At 31.4% G+C, this 19,382-nt stretch carries 14 protein-coding genes; 10 read left to right on the top strand and 4 right to left on the bottom strand.

All coding sequences use genetic code 11. The features are described 5' to 3' along the window. Positions 1-71: 71 nt before the first annotated feature. From gshB to WH52_RS15010, 6 genes are read left to right on the top strand one after another with little or no spacing between them, the layout of a single operon-like run. Positions 72-1,103, top strand: coding sequence for a glutathione synthase (gshB, locus tag WH52_RS02165; RefSeq protein ID WP_086029405.1), 1,032 nt, complete (start codon positions 72-74; stop codon positions 1,101-1,103). Next, positions 1,093-1,935 (top strand): sulfurtransferase, encoded by an 843-nt coding sequence (locus WH52_RS02160; RefSeq protein WP_086029271.1) that lies wholly within the window; start codon positions 1,093-1,095, stop codon positions 1,933-1,935. The genes gshB and WH52_RS02160 overlap by 11 nt, the downstream gene beginning before the upstream one ends. Beyond that, positions 1,935-2,261, top strand: a complete 327-nt coding sequence (locus WH52_RS02155) for a hypothetical protein (protein WP_086029270.1) — start codon at positions 1,935-1,937, stop codon at positions 2,259-2,261. Before WH52_RS02160 ends, WH52_RS02155 begins: the two co-directional genes overlap by 1 nt. Beyond that, positions 2,262-3,092 (top strand): N-formylglutamate amidohydrolase, encoded by an 831-nt coding sequence (locus WH52_RS02150; protein ID WP_086029269.1) that lies wholly within the window; start codon positions 2,262-2,264, stop codon positions 3,090-3,092. Positions 3,093-3,119: 27 nt separating this feature from the next. After that, positions 3,120-4,280, top strand: coding sequence for a flavohemoglobin expression-modulating QEGLA motif protein (locus WH52_RS02145; protein WP_086029268.1), 1,161 nt, complete (start codon positions 3,120-3,122; stop codon positions 4,278-4,280). A 12-nt stretch (positions 4,281-4,292) separates the two neighbouring features. Continuing rightward, complete coding sequence (locus WH52_RS15010; protein ID WP_086029267.1) at positions 4,293-4,724, top strand: hypothetical protein; 432 nt, start codon at positions 4,293-4,295, stop codon at positions 4,722-4,724. 36 nt (positions 4,725-4,760) lie between these two features. Here WH52_RS15010 and WH52_RS02135 read toward each other — a convergent pair whose 3' ends face one another. The 4 genes from WH52_RS02135 to WH52_RS02120 all read right to left on the bottom strand — a co-directional run bounded on the left by WH52_RS02135 (position 4,761) and on the right by WH52_RS02120 (position 13,498). Next, positions 4,761-7,487, bottom strand: coding sequence for an alpha-amylase family glycosyl hydrolase (locus tag WH52_RS02135; RefSeq protein WP_086029266.1), 2,727 nt, complete (start codon positions 7,485-7,487; stop codon positions 4,761-4,763). Between the two features lie 79 nt (positions 7,488-7,566). Beyond that, positions 7,567-8,922: a SusE domain-containing protein gene (locus tag WH52_RS02130; protein ID WP_086029265.1), complete on the bottom strand. Its 1,356-nt coding sequence runs from the start codon at positions 8,920-8,922 to the stop codon at positions 7,567-7,569. 25 nt (positions 8,923-8,947) lie between these two features. Further along, entirely contained in the window at positions 8,948-10,555 is a 1,608-nt protein-coding gene (locus WH52_RS02125) for a RagB/SusD family nutrient uptake outer membrane protein (protein WP_086029264.1), read from the bottom strand. A gap of 12 nt (positions 10,556-10,567) precedes the next feature. Next, positions 10,568-13,498: a SusC/RagA family TonB-linked outer membrane protein gene (locus tag WH52_RS02120; RefSeq protein ID WP_086029263.1), complete on the bottom strand. Its 2,931-nt coding sequence runs from the start codon at positions 13,496-13,498 to the stop codon at positions 10,568-10,570. Positions 13,499-13,693: 195 nt separating this feature from the next. Between WH52_RS02120 and WH52_RS02115 the strand changes: the two genes are divergently transcribed. The 4 genes from WH52_RS02115 to WH52_RS02100 all read left to right on the top strand — a co-directional run bounded on the left by WH52_RS02115 (position 13,694) and on the right by WH52_RS02100 (position 19,354). Further along, a complete protein-coding gene (locus WH52_RS02115) occupies positions 13,694-14,710 on the top strand; it encodes a LacI family DNA-binding transcriptional regulator (RefSeq protein WP_086029262.1) in 1,017 nt (338 codons plus the stop codon). A 141-nt stretch (positions 14,711-14,851) separates the two neighbouring features. Further along, a complete protein-coding gene (locus WH52_RS02110) occupies positions 14,852-16,228 on the top strand; it encodes an MFS transporter (RefSeq protein WP_086029261.1) in 1,377 nt (458 codons plus the stop codon). A gap of 1 nt (position 16,229) precedes the next feature. Next, positions 16,230-16,883: a beta-phosphoglucomutase gene (pgmB, locus tag WH52_RS02105; protein ID WP_086029260.1), complete on the top strand. Its 654-nt coding sequence runs from the start codon at positions 16,230-16,232 to the stop codon at positions 16,881-16,883. 164 nt (positions 16,884-17,047) lie between these two features. Continuing rightward, on the top strand, positions 17,048-19,354 hold the full coding sequence (locus tag WH52_RS02100) for a glycoside hydrolase family 65 protein (protein WP_086029259.1): 2,307 nt from the start codon (positions 17,048-17,050) through the stop codon (positions 19,352-19,354). The last annotated feature ends 28 nt before the right edge of the window (positions 19,355-19,382 follow it).

The raw sequence follows: 19,382 nt of genomic DNA, 5'->3' as shown, positions 1-19,382 counted from the left end.
CAAATACTGTAAAGTATTTGGTGTTTATAGTTCAAAATAACAACAACCAAAACATTATAAAAATTTTAAACATGAACATTTGTTTTTTAATGTATCCATGGGAAGAGATAGATGCAGAAAATGATTCTACATTAGCACTTATTCATGAATGTGCTAAAAGAGGACATGGTGTAGCGATGTGTACACCTTCTAATTTAACAATTCGTAATAGTGTTACAAGTGCATTTTGTTCCATTATAAACAGAATGGATAAAGTACCATCAAATATTAAATCATATTACAAAAAAGCAACTTTACGAGAAGAAATGCTTCCTTTAGCAGGATTTGATGCTATTTTTATGAGAGCAAATCCACCATTAGACCCACTGATGTTAAACTTTTTAGATTCAGTTAAAGACGATGTGTTTGTGATAAACTCTGTTCAAGGAATGCGAGAAGCAAATAACAAGTTATATACAGCTGTTTTTGATGATCCAAACAATGAGATTATTCCAGTAACTCATGTATCTAAGAACAAGAATTATTTGATAAAAACTATTGAAGAGTCTACTTCAGATAAAATGATTTTAAAACCATTAAATGGTTATGGTGGTTCTGGAGTAATTTTAATAGAAAAGTCTGCAATGGGAAATATTAATTCATTATTAGATTTTTATATTAGTAAAAGTGATGGTTCTTCAGATTATGTAATACTTCAAGAATATATTGAAGGTGCAGAAAAAGGTGATGTTCGTATCTTGTTGTTAAACGGTTTGCCAATTGGAGCAATGAAGCGTATACCAGGAGATAAAGATCATAGGTCTAATGTAACTGCAGGAGGTAGAGTAGAGAAACATAAATTAACTGCTGAAGAAAAGTTATTATGTAAAAAGATAGGTCCTAAATTAGTAAAAGACGGATTATACTTTGTAGGAATTGATGTAATTGGAGGTAAATTAGTAGAGGTTAATGTAATGAGTCCTGGAGGAATTACATACATAAACAAGGTTTCTAAAACAAAACTACAAGAAAAAGTAATAGATTTCTTAGAAAGTAAAGTTCTTGAAAAGAATGCTGCTTTTATAAGAATGACAAACCTTAAACGTACAGTTGATGAAGCTTAAAGTTCCATCTTCTTTAGTTTCTGTTAATTGGTTATACAACAATTTAGATTGTGAAAATTTAATTGTTTTAGATGCAACAATTCAAAAAGTTGGCACCAAAACTGAAAAGAAAATTGAAAAAAAGCAAATACCAACGGCTATATTTTTTGATTTAAAGAAAGTGTTTTTGAATGTAGAAGGAGAGTATCCAAATACAATTCCTACTGAAGAACATTTTCAAACTGAAGCTCAAAAACTAGGAATAAATCAGGATAGTTGTATTGTTGTTTATGACGATTTAGGAATTTATTCTTCACCCAGAGCTTGGTGGCTATTCAAGCTATTTGGTTTTGAAAATGTAGCCGTTTTAGACGGAGGTTTACCAGAATGGGAAAGACTAAATTTTCCAGTGGAAAAACCAAAGAAAAGGGCATTAGAAAGAGGAAACTTCCAAGCAAGTTTTCAAAAAGAGAAAATCAGTTTTACTAAAGAAGTTTTAGAACAAATAAATAAAGAAGAATATACAATTTTAGATGCTCGTTCTAGCGGAAGATTTTATGCAACTATCCCAGAACCAAGAGCAGATTTAAGAGGAGGACATATACCAACTTCTAAAAGTTTACCACATGCCGAAGTGCAATTAGATGGTAAAATGAAATCAAAAGAAGAGTTGAGGGCAATATTCAATGAGAAGAATGTACATAGCAAACCTTTAATTTTCTCTTGTGGATCTGGTATTACAGCTTGTATTTTAGCTTTAGCAGCCGAAGTTTCAGAACAGAAAAATTATAAAGTTTATGATGGCTCATGGACAGAATGGGCGAGTAGATTAGAATTACCAATAGAAAAATAATGAGTTTAGATTGGAGTAAAAGAGAGTTTGAAGTATACGTTTTATTATACGCGGCTCACTGTAATTTTATAGAAACAGAAGAAGAAAGAAACTATATTCTTTCTAAAGTAGACGAAGCTACTTATAATAAAATGCATACAGAAATTGTAGCAGAAAGCGATCATATTAATCTAGAAAAGATAAAACTGTATCTAAGAGACAATAAGTACTCAGAAGCTGAAAAAGAAAAATTAATAAGAGATATTAAAAAAGTATTTTTTGCTGATGGCACAGTAGATGTTATGGAGAAAAAAGTATTTGGTGTTTTACAAAAAATATTGAATTAAATGCTAAAGTTATCCGTTGAAGAAATAATTAAAAAAATACAAAACGAAGAAGTTTTTGAAGCTGTTAGTAATGATTATTCATTCACTTTAAAGATAGATTCGTATGTGCATTACGTTTGTGGAGCAGTACATGATGGACACCAATTTAGAAAAGAATTATGGACTAATTGCAAGCATACTGAATACGAACGTTGGTATGAGGAAGATCCAGAAACTAAAAACATGGTAATTTCTCATCCGATTGTTATTGCTGGGTTAGATTCTCGTTTTGAATATGACTTAAATAGAGCACCAGATACTGCAATTTACGAAGATGCTTGGGGGAAGCAATTATGGTACAAGCCACTTTCTGAAGAAATGAAAAATAAAAGTTTAGATAAACATAAAAACTTTTATAAAGTAGTGGAAGCTTTGATTAGTAAGATTGAAGAAAAATTTGGAATTTGTATCGTATACGATATGCATTCCTACAATTGGCAGCGTTGGGATAGGGAAGTACCAACATGGAATTTAGGAACCGCAAATGTTGATACTAATCGTTTTTCAGAAGTCATAGAATCTTGGAGGTTGACCTTAGAAAAAATGCCGTTGCCTAACGGAATTAAATCAACATCGAAGATTAACGATACTTTTCAAGGAAACGGGTACTTTTTAAAGTTCATTACTCAAAAGTTTAAGAATACATTGGTATTGGCTACAGAAATAGCCAAAGTGTATTGTGATGAATTAAATCAAATAATGTATCCAGAAGTGGTAAACGCTGTAGAAAACTACCTACAAACTGAATTGAAAAATCACGCAGAAACTTTTTATAAAGAACATAAATTGTAATTTTGCATACTTCAAAATCGAGAAATGATGAGTGAGACCAATGTGGCAACCAAAGCATTACTAAATATTGATTCTTACATAGATAAGCTTGTAAAAAAAATAGAGCTTTTAAGTTATGTGAATCCTACTAATATTGAAGAGGAAAAGGAGAAGTTTTTTGCATCAAAATACCTAACCGATCCTGTTTTTACGTATCCCAAAAGAGATTTTGATAAGTTTAAACTACACAGAGAATTTTTTACACTTCAATTAGAATTAATAGAAGATAATAAGATAAGAAATCTGTATGAAGAAATCATATACTTTTATTCAGGATTAATTCAGTGTATAGAAACTATTGGAGAAGGGAAGAAGTTTTATTACAATAGTTTGCGTTCTTTTGGTACGCCAACAGAAGAAGATGTTGAAAATGCAAAATTTATTCTTCATTTTGAAGATGAAGATTTAAAATCAGAAATATTTCAACCTAAATTTTCTCCAGACCAAGCCGAAGAAATTTTTAGAGAATATAGTAAAAAGTACGATTTCGATTTTAATATAAAACAATCGTCTACTATGAGTGCTATAGCTATGGTTTTAAATAATATTAAAACTTTGGTTATAAATGCAAATCATACTTTTTCTGAAAATGAAATGGCAGTGTTAACCAATCATGAGATAGGTGTTCATATGGTAACAACTATGAACGGTTTAGAGCATCCTTTAAAAATATTTTCTCACGGTTTTCCTAATAATGTAGAAACTCAAGAAGGATTGGCAGTTTTTAGTGAGTATATGTCGGGGAATTTAACGTTAAAAAGGTTAAAAGAATTAGCATATAGAGTTTTAGCAGTTAATGGATTAGCGAAAGGGTATTCGTTTTCTAAAACCTTTAGATCATTACATAATACCTACGATTTAAATAGAGAAGATGCTTTTTATATCACAGTAAGAGCCTATAGAGGAGGAGGTTTTACTAAGGATTACAGATACTTAACAGGCTTAAAGAAGATTTATAATTATTATAAAGAAGGAAAAGATTTAAGTATTTTGTTAACAGGAAAAGTCTCGTTAGACTTTATTGATGACATTCAATATTTAATAGATAATAAATACGCAGTTGAATCGAAATTTATTACCGATTCGTATGCCGAAAATAAAAACACAAATCAAACAATTAATTTTATTTTAGATAATTTAAAGAAGTAGTTAAGGGTAGTTATGAACTTATATGAAAAAGTATTAACATCTAGTTATTACTATAAAAGAAACTCTCTTTACCCTACAAAATATACTATACATATAATATCATTTATTCATATTATAAATATTTTTTGTATTTCTATTAAATTAGGATTTAATTTAAAAAACATTGATAGTTTTTTTGGGGGGATATTTTTAGTAGTAATTTTTTGGTTTTTAACATTGCTTCATGAAGAATTTCTTTTAAGTGAAGAATCATTTGATGATAGATTAAAATGCTTAAACCCACAATCAATTAAAAAGTATGATTATCTATATTTAATTTATAAATTATTAACTGGGGCATTTGTATTCTATGTATTTGATATTTATTGGGGTAATTATTTTTATGTGTGTTTAGCCTTAATAGGTTTCAATGCTATTTATAGAATAATATCTGAAATAAAATAAAAATCCCAATTCAAATTGAATTGGGATTTTTTTAATCTATTTAATTAATAGTTTCTTAACTGATGTTTTGTTGGTATCTGTTGTTATTTTTACCAAATACATTCCAGTTTTTAAATTAGAAACATCATAAACTTTTTCTTGTGCAAAATTCCCATTAAACTGTTTCACAACTTTACCTGATAAATCGTAAACAGTTAGCTTTTCTACATACGAGTTTACTTTAAAATTATTTTCAGCAGGATTTGGATACACAAATACTGAATTATCTTTAATTAACTCATCATTTGTAGATAGTGGATTTTCAAATGCTGCTGTACTATACAAACGATATTCACCAGGTTGTAAAGTTATCGGAGCTGTTGTATTGGTAACATTCATACTGCTATTCGTAAAATATTCGTACCAAGTACCTGTTTGTGAAAAATTAGGATTTACAGTTTTAGCAGTTACATCAAAATTTCCAACAACCACAACATTATTACTACTATGGTTTAAATTAATCCGTTTCACCAATCCGTTAACATCTAAAGTAACATTATCGGTAGAAAACACTTCGTGTTTCTTTTTAAAGGCAATTAAAGTGGCCCAAACATCGTAAATTTTCTTACGCTCTGCTACATCGTAATAATCCCATTTAACAGGTTTTTTTCCCGTTCTTCCGTTTTGGTCAATACTAATGTCGTAACCAAGTTCACCAAATTGCCAAATCATTTTTGGTCCTGGAATTGTGAAGAAAAACACTCCCGCTAATTCTTGTCTGCTTAAAGCTGTATTTAAATTCTTTACACTATAACTACCGTTAGAATTACCAAACTGAAGATTTTTATACATTAAACGCTCTTCATCATGACTTTCCATATAAGTAACTAAATTCGGAGTTGTATAATCTCTGTTTTTGTAATATCCCCAAGAAATATCAGCATCAGAACTATAACCCATGGTGTTTTGGTTATAATTATTGGTCATCTTTCCCCAAAGCATCATACCAGCTTCTGCCAAAGCTTTTTCTTCAGAGTTATCTGCTAAATGCTCTAAGATGAAGTAGAAGTCATTTCCGTGATTGCTCCAAACGTAATCTGCATAGTCTTTTAAACGATCAATTCTATTTTGATTGTATGCATTTCCCCATTGATCTCCTGAAGTAGGGTAAAAGGTGTTGGTAAATCCTTTAGTAAAATCTAGTCTAAATCCATCAATTTTATATTCATTAATCCAATAAGACATTACATCTTTAAAGTATTGTTGCGTGTAAGTAGATTCGTGATTAAAGTCGAAACCAAAACGTAATGCACCATTTTGAAAGTTATGATCGTCATTATAAAACGGATTGTTACTCGTTGTACCGTTTGAAATATTGAAATCATACATTTGTAAAAGAGGACACTGACTGTATGAGTGGTTGAAAACGACATCTACAATTACAGCAATTCCTTTTTGATGACATTTGTCGATTAATTCTTTAAACTTGTTTTTTGTCCCATAAGCTTTGTCTAAAGCGAAAAATTGAGATACGTTATACCCCCAGCTATCATTTCCTTCAAACTCATTTACTGGCATTAATTCAATAGCATTTATACCTAACTTTTCAAAATAGTCTAATTTATCAATTACAGCTTGGTAGCTATCGTTATCAGAAAAATCGCGAACAAGTAATTCGTAAATAACTAATTTATCTTTAGCTGGTTTCGTAAACGAAGTATTTTGCCAAGTATAATCAGTTTCGTTGATTTTAAATGTAGAAACGATTCCTGAAGCTCCTTCTGGAAAGCTTTTTAAATCAGGATAATTTGCAGCAGAAATATATTTATCATTCGCTTGATCTAATACTTTTTCGGTATAAGGATCAGCTATCTTTTTATTGTAATCAATAAAGTATTGATATGCATATTCTTTATTTTCATCAAGACCATTTACGGTAATCCAAAAATAGTCACCATCTTTTTTCATTTGGTAATCTTGATGTAAACTCCAATTGTTGAATTCACCAATTAGGAAAACATCATTTTTTTGTGGGGCTAATAAAACGAAGGTAACAGATTTATCAGCATTCACAGTTACACCGTTTTTTATTCCGTTTGGTTTTGTAGCTGTTTGTGTAGGAGTTTTTACATATACATTTACTTCAGAAGTTTTTACATTTGAATTTTCGGTAGCTTGAGCTTTTAAAGTATGCTGACCAGTGGTAGTAAATGTATAATTGTTTGAAATTGTTTTTGTGTTATTTGCTGTTTCAACAGAATTGTTATTTACAAATAATTCTAGGTTAGCATTTTTAGTAGCTTCAGCAGTAAAATTTACAGAGCTATTTGCATCAAAAACAGTATTGTTGGTTGGATTTGTAATTTGAATATTCAAATCTGCCGAAAATATTTTGATATGAATATCGGGTCTTGTTTGTTTAGAGCCATCTGCAGAACGAGCAACTAAATTAATTTCTGAGATCGTTTTAGAATTATCTACATTATAAAATGAGTAAACGTTCGTAGTTATCGTTAGGGTATACGTATTAGCAGCTGTTTTTGTAAATTTTGGTTGAGTACTATTATTTCCCCAACTTCCAATTACATTTTCCCATTGAGTGCCATCTACTGTAACTCCTGTATGTGCATAAATGTCGGTTGAAGAATTTTCTAATTCGGTACCAGTAGTATTTAAGGTAATAGTTATTTCATCTTGCACAGTTGGTGTACCAGGTGAAGTTATTACTTGCGCAAATAATGAGTAACTTATTATAAAACTAAAAAGGAGAAGAATTTTTTTCATAATTGAAAAGTTGCTATTTATAAAAGTTAAAACCTGTATATAAAAAATATACAGGTTTCTAACTCAAATAAAATATGATTTATAATGAAGTTATAGTATACTTAGGACTTGCAGAATCTGTTAAATCCATTACAATTCTGTACTTACCAGCTGTTGTAGCAATATTATCACCACCAGCATCTAAAGTACCATCTGCACCTGTATCTCCAAAGTTAGTTCCCCAATCTTCGTTTAAACGGAACTTAATTTCTCCGTTTAACAGCGTTACATTATTTGCAACAAAGATTCCAGGATTAACTTCTGTAAAGTTAAAGTCAGGACCTCCATTACCCCAATCGTTGTAACCAGAACCTACAATACCCCAAACATCTGAAGCTTCAATAGTGTAAGAGTTGTTTTTTAAATCTAAAGTAACTGTATAGAAACCAGCAGTAGTAGCAATATTATCTCCACCAGCATCTAAAGTTCCGTCAGCACCAGTGTCACCAAAGTTAGTTCCCCAGTCATTGTTTAATCTGAATTTAACTTCTCCATCTAATAATTTAACACCAGCTTTAAAAGTATCTGTAGTATAATCATAGTGGAATTCAGCATCTGGACCTCCATTACCCCAATCATTAAATCCTGAACCTACAATACCAAATGAGTATTCTTCAATTGTATATGTATTATCATTTAAGTTTAAAGTAACCTTATAATTACCTGCAGTAGATACTATATTGTCACCGCCAGCATCTAATGTACCGTCGGCACCAGTATCTCCAAAATTATTTGCCCAGTCGTTGTTTTCTCTGAATTTAATTTCTCCATTCAATAATGTAACGTAAGAAACAAAAACATTAGCTTCATCTGTAGTGTAAAAAGGAGCATCTGGTCCACCATTACCCCAATCGTTATAACCTGACCCTACAATTCCCCAAGAAGAAATTTGTACTCCTGAACCTCCTGAAGTTACTTCTGGAATAGTGATAGTTAATTCTTTAATTGAAGATAAGCTTTCTGGACCTCCATTAGTTCCAACTGAAGCTTTAACTCTAAAATAAATTTTTCCAGTATTAGGTTTATCATCAGTATTAGGGTCGTTATCTAAACCAGCCTCTGTAGCTAAACTTAAAAATTTACCTACACTAACTGGTAAGTTAGTTTGATTAGTAGTTCCTAAAGATTGTAAATCTGTAAAATCACTTTTTAAAGACACTTGTAATTCATATGTTACAGGTGTAGGTATACCATCAAAAACAACAGGATTCCAAACAAAACGTTCTGCAATGTTATTTGAAGTTTGTTGAGTAATTATATATTCGTCTAAAAAAGCATTGGTAAATTCAACACTATCTTTAGGAGGTTGTACTGTAAATTCTAAATTATCATTTTCTTGGCAGCCTACAAAGCTAAATATTAAAATGAATGATAATAATGATACTATTTTTTTCATTGTATTGTAGTATTATAAATAATTATTAATAACCTGTGTTTTGAGTTAAGTTTGGGTTTGCAGCTAAACTGTTTGCTGGAATAGGGAATACATTTAAATTTGTAGAAATAGGAATTCCACCACTTACATTACCTTTCCAAGCCCAATTAAAGTTACCGTTACTGTATTTTCCAAATCTAATTAAGTCTTGCCTTCTTTTAGCTTCCCAATATAATTCCCTAGCTCTTTCGTCTAAAATGAAGTCTAAAGTTAGGTCTCCAGTAGTTATGGTTTGAGAGTTATTAGCTCTACTTCTTAATTGGTTTACATAATTTACAGCTGTAGATGCTGTACCACCACCTCCTCTTAAATGAGCTTCAGCATACATTAAATAAACGTCCGCTAATCTAAATAATGGGAAATCTGTATCTACAAAAGTTTGGTCTTTTCCATTTTCTCCAGTTGAAGTTTTGTTGGAATATTTAGTAACGATATAACCAGAATTTCTATCTGAAATATCAGCAATTTCAATATCTCTATTAGCCGAAATTATTGTGTTTCTAGTATCATTAGTAAAATTAGCTCCATTAAATAATTCAGCAAATTGTTTTCTTATTCTTAAAGCTCCACCCCAGCCGCCGTCTCCAACACCTAAAGATGCACCATTCTTTTCGATACTACCAACTTCACCATTAATCATAACAGTGGTTGGTCCGTAGTTTTGAGTAACTACTCCATCAGAAATTATTGGAAAGATAATTTCGTTTCTTGCACTATTGGTATTGTTGTCAGCCATAAAATTGTGTAAATAATCAGTAGCCAAAGAATAACCACCATTAATAATTTTTTCACAATAGCTTAAACACTCAGCATATTTATTTTCTCCTATAAAAACTTCAGCATTTAAATATATTTTAGCTAATAACATCCATGCAGCTCCTTTATCTACTCTTCCGTATTCATTAGTTCTTGGGTCTAATAAATCATTTTCTATAGCTTTTACTTCTGTTTCTATGTATTCAAATAATCTAGCTCTATTTGCTGCTTCTGGTTGGCTATTTAGAGGTGTCGCTTCAGTTATAAAATTTGCTTGACCAAATAAATCCATCATATGATAGTATGATAAAGCTCTTAAGAAGCGTACTTCAGCTCTATAATTTGTAATTTTTGACCTTACATCGGCAGAAACATTACGTTCATCTAATTTTTCATTAGTAGTTTCTCTTAAAAAATTATTTGCTAAAGCAATAGACACGTGTGCTCTTCCAAACATACCAGTAATTAATGGATTTTGAGCGGTCCAAATATTACGTTGAATTTCTCTTACTCCTGGGTCATTCTCATAAGACCATACCATTTGATCTGTAGATAACGTTTGCAGATACAATAATACACGACCATATTGACTTGTTCCTGCATCTAACCCTTTTACTATAGAAGAACCAGCTCCATCTGTACCTGTTAAAGCTAAATTTCCATAGACTCCAGCTAACGCTTGTTTGTAAGAGTTTTCATTAGAAAAAAGTTGACTTGCTAGTAAGTTATCGTCATCTTGTGGATTTACGTTAAGATCTTTTGTACATGATGTTAATGCTAATGCAGATAATAAAACTGTACAAGTTATAGTTTTAATATTTTTTATATATTTTTTCATTTCTTAACTAATTTAAAACTTAATATTAGCTCCTAATAATATATTACGAGGTCTTGGATATATAGTGTTATCTATACCTCCAAATACTTCAGGGTCTAAACCACTATAATCAGTAATAATAAATACATTTTGCATACCTGCCCAAATACGTAAACTAGTGTTTGAGAATTTCTTAATAGGGTTAAATGTATAACCTAATGTAATATTATCCATTCTTACAAAAGAAGCATCTTCTAAATATATATCAGAAGTAATCACATCTGCAGTGGTTTGAAAGTTAGTATTCAAAACAGACGTAGGAATGTTTCCTAAAACTGCATTATCTTGTAATAAATCGAACTGAGCTCTTGCTGAATTTACATTGTTATAAACATAATTACCAATATTTGCTCTTAAGTTAAATGATAAATCGAAGTTTTTATAATTGAAGTTCGACTGAAAACCTAAAACTATATCTGCATCTGGATTCCCTTTTAAATATCTGTCGTCATCATTGATGATATTGTCTCCATTTAAATCAGCATAAGCTCCTTCTATTGGAGTACCATCAGCGTTATAAAGTTGTTTTAACACATAAAAAGAGTTTGGAGCAAATCCTTCTCTTAATAATTGAATATTGTTTCCAGTACCTCCAGCTATACCTCCAGTTCTAACATCTTGACCTAGAGCTAATTCTTTAATTTCTCTGTCAAAAATAATTCCATTAAAGTTAAAGTTCCAATCAAAATCTTCTGTTTTTAAAATATCTCCATTAATAGAAAATTCTAACCCTCTAATTTGTAATTCACCAATATTTCTAGTAATCGTATTTGAGAAGTTACTACCGTCAGCAACAGATACATCATTAAACAATAAATCTGTTGAATTTTTTTGAAATGCACTTACGGCTCCAGTAAATTTATTGTTAAATAACCCATAATCTACTCCAACTTCAATAGTACTAGTTGTTTCCCATTTAATATCAGGATTAATTGCTGATGGAATCGCGATAGTAATTGGATTACCACCAAGTATATATTGAGAGTTGTTATTTCCTAATCTGTACTTTTCTAAAAATAAACCTCTAGCGTCAATATCTTGTTGACCAGTAGTACCATAACTAGCTCTTAATTTTAAATCAGAAATTATTTTTGAATCTTTTAAAAAGCTTTCTTCACTAATTTTCCAAGCAATAGCTGCACCACCAAAGTTACCCCATCTATTAGCTTCTGAAAAACGAGATGTACCATCTCTCCTGTAATTTAGTGTAACTAAATATTTATCCCAAAAAGTTAAGTTAGCTCTTCCAAAGAAACCAATTAAAACTAATGGATCATCTGTATAGGGGTCAGCTTCACTATTCGGGTCTCTTCTGTTACCAGAATTTAATCCCTCATTAGTAAATTTTTGATAAGAATATCCAGCTGTAAAATCCCCTATAATGTTTTTAGTAAGATTGTTTTTATAATTTAAATAACCATCTAATAACCTATTTGTTCTTTTTTGATTACTAAAAGATTCATTGCCAATAAAATTAGGGTTTGAAGTAGTTACAGGTACAGTTTTAGTAGTTATATCTGTTCCCATACCATTAGTTTCATCATATCCTAAATTTAGAACAGCTTTTAACTCTGGTAAAAAATGGAATTTATAATCTAATTGAATATTTCCATAAGTTCTACTAGCTTGACCTAAGTTAGTTCTTTGTAATAAAGCTGCAACTGGGTTAGTAGTACCGTTTTCTACAATTGTAGTACCGTTACTAGTTGTTAAGTGTTGATAAAAACCACCAAACCTTGAACTAGAATCATAAACAGGATGTGTAGGATCATAACGTAATGCAGCACCTAATTGCCCTGAATCTCCAAATCTACTAAATTCATGAACTCTATTTACATTAAAATTAACTTTTAAATGATCTTCAAAGAAGCTAGGTGTTAATGATAATGAAGCATTATTTCGTTTAAAATCAGAAGTTATAATATTTCCTTCTTGATTTGTAAAACCTGCAGAAATTCTGAAAGGAACAGTATTAAAAATTGTACCTCTTAAAGATAAATTATGTAATGAAGAAACAGATTTTCTTAAAACCTCATTTTGCCAATTTGTATCAGAGTTCCCTAGTTGATTAATCATACTAGGTTGCTGTTGCTGTACAATGTTTCTAAAAGCATCTGCAGAAAACACATTTATACGATCTTTAATTTCTCCAAAGGTATACTGTACATCATAGTTAAAACTAAAAGTAGATTTTCCCTTTTTAGTAGTAATAATTATAACACCATTAGAAGCTCTAGAACCATAAATAGCTGTAGCAGAAGCATCTTTCAATACTGAAAAAGATTCGATATCATTAGGGTTAATATTTGCTAAAACACCTCTAGAACCTGTAGTTCCATTATTATCAATAGGTAAACCATCAATAATGATTAATGGAGAGTTTGAAGCAGATAATGATGAACCACCACGAATTCTAATTTCCGAACCTGAACCTGGTGCTCCACTTGTAGTAATACTTACACCTGATACTCTACCACTTAATAAGTTTTCAGGAGTAACAATGTTACCCTTTGTAAAACCTTTAGAGGTAATAGATTCCACTGAACCCGTGGCATCTTTTTTGGTCGTTGTACCATATCCTACAACTACAACTTCGTTAAGTAGTTGAGAATCTTCTTCCAAACTAACGGTAATGTTATAGCTATTACTGATGGTTACCTCTTTATTAATAAAACCAATAGAGGTAAAAATTAAAACATCTCCAGATTTAACGTCATTCAATTCGAATTTTCCGTTAAAGTCTGAAGATGTTCCTTTGGTAGTTCCTTTAATAACTACACTTGCTCCAGGCAAACCTTGGCCTGTAGATTTTTCAATCACTGTTCCTCTAAGAGTTTGTTGAGCAAACATTTGAGAGGAAATCAATAAAAGAATACTAAATAAAAATATTTTAAAATCTTTCATTATTTTAGATTAAATACATAAAGTTTTGATATAAAATTTATCAATAATTTCACTTTCCACGTTGTGAAGATAGAAATAAAAGTGACTCTGTAACTATTGAAAACACTACGAAAACGTTTTCGTGTTGATAACTTTTTAACTTTAACTTAACGTATTGATAAAATAAGATTAAAAAAATTATGAGTTTTGTAAAATATGAAACCAAAAATTACCATAAAGATAATAGCTAAGGAGCTTGGAGTGTCAACCTCCACAGTTTCAAAGGCTTTGAGAGATAGTCATGAAATAAGTCAGGAAACCAAAGATCGTATTAAGGCTTATGCTGATTATTATAATTATAGACCTAATAATTTAGCATTACAATTACGTAATCAAAAAACCAAGGTAATCGGTATTATTTTACCGAAGATTGTGCATCATTTTTTCTCTACTGTAATTAAAGGAGTGGAAAACGAGGCTTCTAATAGAGGATATAATATTATGGTTTGTTTCTCTAACAATGAAGAGCAAAAAGAAGCTGAAACTATTGATGTACTAACAAATGGAAGTGTAGATGGTTTATTAGTTTCAATTGCAAAGGAAACTCTTGAGAACGGAAAGTTTTCTCATTTTAATAGATTAATTGATAATGAAGTTCCATTAGTATTGTTTGATAGGACTCATAAATCAATAGATTGTGATAAAGTAATTGTAGATGATATTGGTGCAGGATATAAAGCTACAAAACACTTATTAAATAGTGGATGTGAGAATATAGGAATAATAACAACTCCAGAGCACGTTACTGTTGGGCTTCATAGAGAACAAGGTTATGAAAAAGCCTTGAAAGAAGAAGGGATAAAGGTTAATAGGAAGTTGATAATAGAAGTTGATGAAGACTGTAATATCAAAGATCAAATTGAGGAATTATTTGAAAATAAGATTGATGCAATTTTTGCAGTAAATGAAATTTATGCAGCTATTGCTATTCGAATAGCTAAAGAAAGAGGTCTAAGTATACCAGAAGATGTTTCAGTGATAGGTTTTACAGATGGACTAATTTCCGAATATTCTTCTCCTTCAATAACAACGGTTGTACAGCATGGATTTACTATGGGAAAACAAGCAGCAGAAATGTTAATTGATAGAATAGAAAACGAAGAAGAACGAAAAGAATCTCAAACTAAAGTAATTTCAAGTAATATTAAATCGAGAGAATCTACGAAATCGTAATAGTAGATTTTTATATTCTATAAGAAGAAAAATTATATATTTACACCAACAAACAGACTTATCAATAAATTTACTTTCCACAAAAAGAATAAGATAAGTCGTAGCGCTTATCGTATTATATATTAATTAATAATTACGATAATGAATAAGCGTAAGTTAAGTTTTTGGGAAATCTGGAACATGAGTTTCGGGTTCTTAGGAATTCAGTTTGGTTTTGCCTTACAAGGAGGCTTTATGTCTCGTATTTTTCAAACTCTTGGTGCTGCAAAAGATGATATTCCATTGTTATGGATAGCCGCTCCTTTAACAGGGTTAATTGTTCAACCAGTTATTGGATATTTAAGTGATAGAACTTGGAGTCCGAAATGGGGGAGAAGAAGACCTTACTTTCTAATTGGAGCTGTGTTAAGCTCATTAGCATTATTTTTTGTGCCCCACTCGCCAACGTTATGGGTAGCTGCAGGATTTTTATGGATTTTAGATGCTTCTATTAATATTTCGATGGAGCCATTTAGAGCTTTGGTAGCCGATAAACTTCCAGAATCTCAGCGTTCATATGGTTTTGTTGTGCAAACTTTAATTATTGGTATTGGTACTTGGGTAGCGAGTAATTTACCTTGGATGGTTTCTCAATTCGGAGTAAGTGACGCTGCTCCATCAGGTGTGGTTCCAATGTCGGTTAAAGTGGCTTTTGCAATTGGAGCTTTTGTATTTCTGTTGAGTATACTTTACACAGTATTTACAACTACTGAGTATCCTCCAGAAGACATGGAAGAGTTTGAAAGAGAAAAGGCAAAGAAGAATCAATTTATTCCAGATATAGTAAACAATATTGGTAGTATGCCAATGACCATGAAAAAACTAGGAGTAATTCAGTTTTTTAGTTGGTTCGCCTTTTTTACTATGTGGAGTATGGCAAATCCAGCACTTACTGAACATGTTTTCCAAACCCCAGCACCTATCGAGGCTAATTATGATATGACTGTAGCAGCACAGGCAGAAGCTTTTAATACTGCCAATACTGCCTTCCAGAAATCATCAAACTTGGTGGGGTCATATATGGGAACTTATGGTTTATCTTCAATGGCATTTGCGTTGCTTTTAGTATTATATACTTCAAAAAGAAGAATCAACAGAAAGTATGTACACATGGGATCTTTAATTTTAGGAGGAATCGGATTTCTAATGATGAAATTTATTCCATCTCATGAGTACTTAACAATTTCTTTCGTTCTAATCGGATTCTCTTGGGGTAGTATTTTATCAATGCCATATGCAATGCTATCAAGTTCAGTAGACCCTAAGAAAATGGGAGTTATCATGGGAATCTTTAACATGTTTATTGTAATTCCTCAAATTGTAGCTGCCTTAGGAGGAGTGAACTTTGTGTCAAACTTAATAGGAAGCGAAGCTATTAACGCAATGACCGTAGCAGGTATCAGCTTAATTATTGCAGGTATCGCTAATTTATTAATTACCAATCCAAAAGCAATTACTTACCAAACAGTAGAAGAGTAAAATGAAGAAGGGATTTATTTTCGATCTAGACGGTGTTATTGTAGACACTGCTAAATACCATTTCCTAGCTTGGAAAAAGCTAGCAAACGGTTTAGGAATTGATTTTACATCAGAACAAAACGAACAACTAAAAGGAGTGAGTCGTGTAAGATCATTAGAAAAAATATTAAGCTGGGGAAACAAAACCTTATCTCCAGAAGAATTTTCAGAATTAATGGCTAAAAAAAATGATGACTATTTAAGTTATATAGCCCAAATGGATGATTCTGAAATACTACCTGATGTACCTAAGATATTACACTATTTAATAGATAATGAACAAGGTATTGCATTGGGATCAGCAAGTAAAAACGCAAGAGCAATTTTGGAAAAGGTACACTTGATTGAAAAATTTCAAGCAATTGTAGATGGAACCAATGTATCTAAAGCAAAACCAGATCCAGAAGTGTTTTTAAATGCAGCAACGGAATTAGAAATACAGCCAAAAGATTGTGTTGTATTTGAAGATTCAGTTGCAGGAGTACAAGCGGCAAATGCGGCAAATATGATTTCAATAGGAATTGGAAGTAAAGAAGTATTACATGAAGCAGATTATGTTTTCAACGACTTTACAGAAATCTCAATAGAATTCATAGAAGACATTATCAAAAAATAAGAAAAAAGTATCATTTCAAATAATTGAAATGAATTAACCATAAAACAGATGTCATTGCCAGTGAAGTGAAGGAATCAGTATTCACTCAATGACAACAACTAACAAAAAGAATAAAGAATTTAAAGTAAAGAGGTATTCATCTTTACTTATATATCCAATAAGAAATGAATCAAGATTATATCATACCCAACGAATGGAGTGTTATTGAAGAAGGATTTGATAAAGAGCGTGTAAAATCGTCTGAAAGTCTTTTTAGTATTGGAAATGGTGCGATGGGACAACGTGCCAATTTTGAAGAGGATTACTCAGGAGCTACTTTTCAAGGTAGCTATATAGCAGGAGTGTATTATCCTGATAAAACAAGAGTAGGATGGTGGAAAAACGGATATCCAGAGTACTTTGCCAAAGTATTAAACGCACCCAATTGGATTGGTATTCATGTTAAAATTAACGAAGAGGTTTTCGATTTAAATACATGTAAAAAAGTTGAAAACTTTAAGCGAGAATTGAATATGAAAGAAGGGTGGTTGTCTAGAACATTTACAGCAATCTTATCTAATGGTATTGAATTAGAAGTAAGTTCTAAGCGTTTTTTAAGTTTAGAATTGGATGAAGTTGGTGCAATTGAGTATAAAGTAACCCCTTTAAATTCAGGCGCAACTATTACTTTTTCTCCGTATTTAGATGCTGGTATTACCAATGAAGATTCAAACTGGGATGATAAATTTTGGAATATCCTTAATGTAACATCAGAAGGAGATCAAGCATTCATAGAGTCACATACCATGAAAACAAATTTCCATACATGTACATTTATGGAATCTCGAGTGTTTGTTGATGGGAAAATGTTAGATGTAACAAAAGAAGAAGAAAAATCTGATAGTAAAATAGCATTCACATATAAGGTGGATGTTCAACAAAACCAAACAGCGACATTGCATAAATTTGCTGGATATACAGTAGATAGAAATCATCAAAAAGAAGCGTTAGTATCTGCAGCGAAAACAGCGTTAGATAAGGCGTTAAATATTGGTTTTGATGATTTATTGGCACTTCAAATTCAGGCATGGAAGCAAATTTGGGACATGTCAGATATTACCATTTCTGGTGATGTGAAGGCGCAACAAGGTATTCGATTCAATATTTTTCAATTAAATCAAACTTATTTAGGAACCGATGCTCGCTTGAACATTGGCCCTAAAGGATTTACTGGAGAAAAATATGGTGGAAGTACTTACTGGGATACTGAAGCATACTGTTTGCCATTTTACATGGCTACAAAAGACCAAAAAGTAGCGAGAAACTTATTAGAATATCGTTACCATCATTTAGATAGGGCCATTGAAAATGCTGAAAAATTAGGTTTTACGAACGGAGCAGCATTATACCCAATGGTAACTATGAATGGAGAAGAATGTCATAATGAATGGGAAATCACTTTTGAAGAAATTCATAGAAATGCTGCTATAGCATTTGCTATGTACAACTATGAAAGATATACTTCAGATGCATCCTACGTTCCAGAAAAGGGATTAGAAGTACTAATTGGTATTGCACGTTTTTGGCATCAAAGAGCAACCTTCTCTACGGCTAAGAATAAGTATGTAATTTTAGGTGTTACAGGACCAAATGAATACGAAAACAACGTAAATAACAACTGGTATACCAATTATGCTGCAAAATGGTGTATTGATTATGCCTTAGAAGCCATAGCAAAAGTAGAGTCAGATCATATTTCAGATTATATCAGAATCAAGGAAAAAGTAAAGTTTGATGCTGAAGAATTAGCTTCTTGGAAAAAAGTAGCAGATCATATGTTCTTCCCATATTCAGAAGAACACCAAGTGTTTTTACAACAAGATGGATTCTTAGATAAAGAATTAATCACCGTAGCTGATTTAGACAAAGCGCAACGTCCAATTAACCAAAAATGGAGTTGGGATCGTATTTTACGCTCGCCGTATATCAAACAGGCAGATACCTTACAAGGATTCTATTTTTTCGAAGATCAATTTAGTCAAGAAGAATTAGAACGTCATTTTGATTTTTATGAACCATTTACGGTACATGAAAGTTCATTATCTCCTTGTGTACATAGTATTCAGGCTGCTAAATTAGGTAGAATGGAACAAGCCTATACGTTTTATTTAAGAACTTCTCGTTTAGATTTAGATGACTATAATAAAGAAGTAGAAGAAGGATTGCATATTACCTCAATGGCAGGAACTTGGATGAGTATTGTAGAAGGATTTGGAGGAATGCGTGTAAAAAATGATACCTTAAGCTTTACACCGCAAATTCCAGAACAATGGGAAGCATATTCTTTCAAGGTAAACTTTAGAGGACAAATACTTAAAATTTCTGTTTGTAAGGATGATACCAAATTTGAGTTAGAAAATGGTAGCGCTTTAGAAATTTTAGTAAATGATAAATTAATAAAAATTTCCCCTAATAACTTAATAACCGTATAGTTAGAAGTTAGACACTAACCTCACATTT

The organism is Tenacibaculum holothuriorum (genome assembly GCF_002120225.1).
In the GTDB taxonomy this organism is placed as follows: Bacteria; Bacteroidota; Bacteroidia; order Flavobacteriales; family Flavobacteriaceae; genus Polaribacter; species Polaribacter holothuriorum.
This window is presented reverse-complemented; position numbering and strand designations above follow the sequence as displayed.

Excerpts from the sequence above, each read along its gene's own strand:
- WH52_RS02150 (WP_086029269.1), top strand. The coding sequence starts at position 2,262 with ATGCTAAAGTTATCCGTTGAAGAAATAATTAAAAAAATACAAAACGAA.
- WH52_RS02155 (WP_086029270.1), top strand. The coding sequence starts at position 1,935 with ATGAGTTTAGATTGGAGTAAAAGAGAGTTTGAAGTATACGTTTTATTA.
- WH52_RS02130 (WP_086029265.1), bottom strand. The coding sequence starts at position 8,922 with ATGAAAAAAATAGTATCATTATTATCATTCATTTTAATATTTAGCTTT.
- gshB (WP_086029405.1), top strand. The coding sequence starts at position 72 with ATGAACATTTGTTTTTTAATGTATCCATGGGAAGAGATAGATGCAGAA.
- WH52_RS02110 (WP_086029261.1), top strand. The coding sequence starts at position 14,852 with ATGAATAAGCGTAAGTTAAGTTTTTGGGAAATCTGGAACATGAGTTTC.
- WH52_RS02135 (WP_086029266.1), bottom strand. The coding sequence starts at position 7,487 with ATGAAAAAAATTCTTCTCCTTTTTAGTTTTATAATAAGTTACTCATTA.
- WH52_RS02145 (WP_086029268.1), top strand. The coding sequence starts at position 3,120 with ATGAGTGAGACCAATGTGGCAACCAAAGCATTACTAAATATTGATTCT.
- WH52_RS02115 (WP_086029262.1), top strand. The coding sequence starts at position 13,694 with ATGAAACCAAAAATTACCATAAAGATAATAGCTAAGGAGCTTGGAGTG.
- WH52_RS02120 (WP_086029263.1), bottom strand. The coding sequence starts at position 13,498 with ATGAAAGATTTTAAAATATTTTTATTTAGTATTCTTTTATTGATTTCC.
- pgmB (WP_086029260.1), top strand. The coding sequence starts at position 16,230 with ATGAAGAAGGGATTTATTTTCGATCTAGACGGTGTTATTGTAGACACT.
- WH52_RS02100 (WP_086029259.1), top strand. The coding sequence starts at position 17,048 with ATGAATCAAGATTATATCATACCCAACGAATGGAGTGTTATTGAAGAA.
- WH52_RS02125 (WP_086029264.1), bottom strand. The coding sequence starts at position 10,555 with ATGAAAAAATATATAAAAAATATTAAAACTATAACTTGTACAGTTTTA.
- WH52_RS15010 (WP_086029267.1), top strand. The coding sequence starts at position 4,293 with ATGAACTTATATGAAAAAGTATTAACATCTAGTTATTACTATAAAAGA.
- WH52_RS02160 (WP_086029271.1), top strand. The coding sequence starts at position 1,093 with ATGAAGCTTAAAGTTCCATCTTCTTTAGTTTCTGTTAATTGGTTATAC.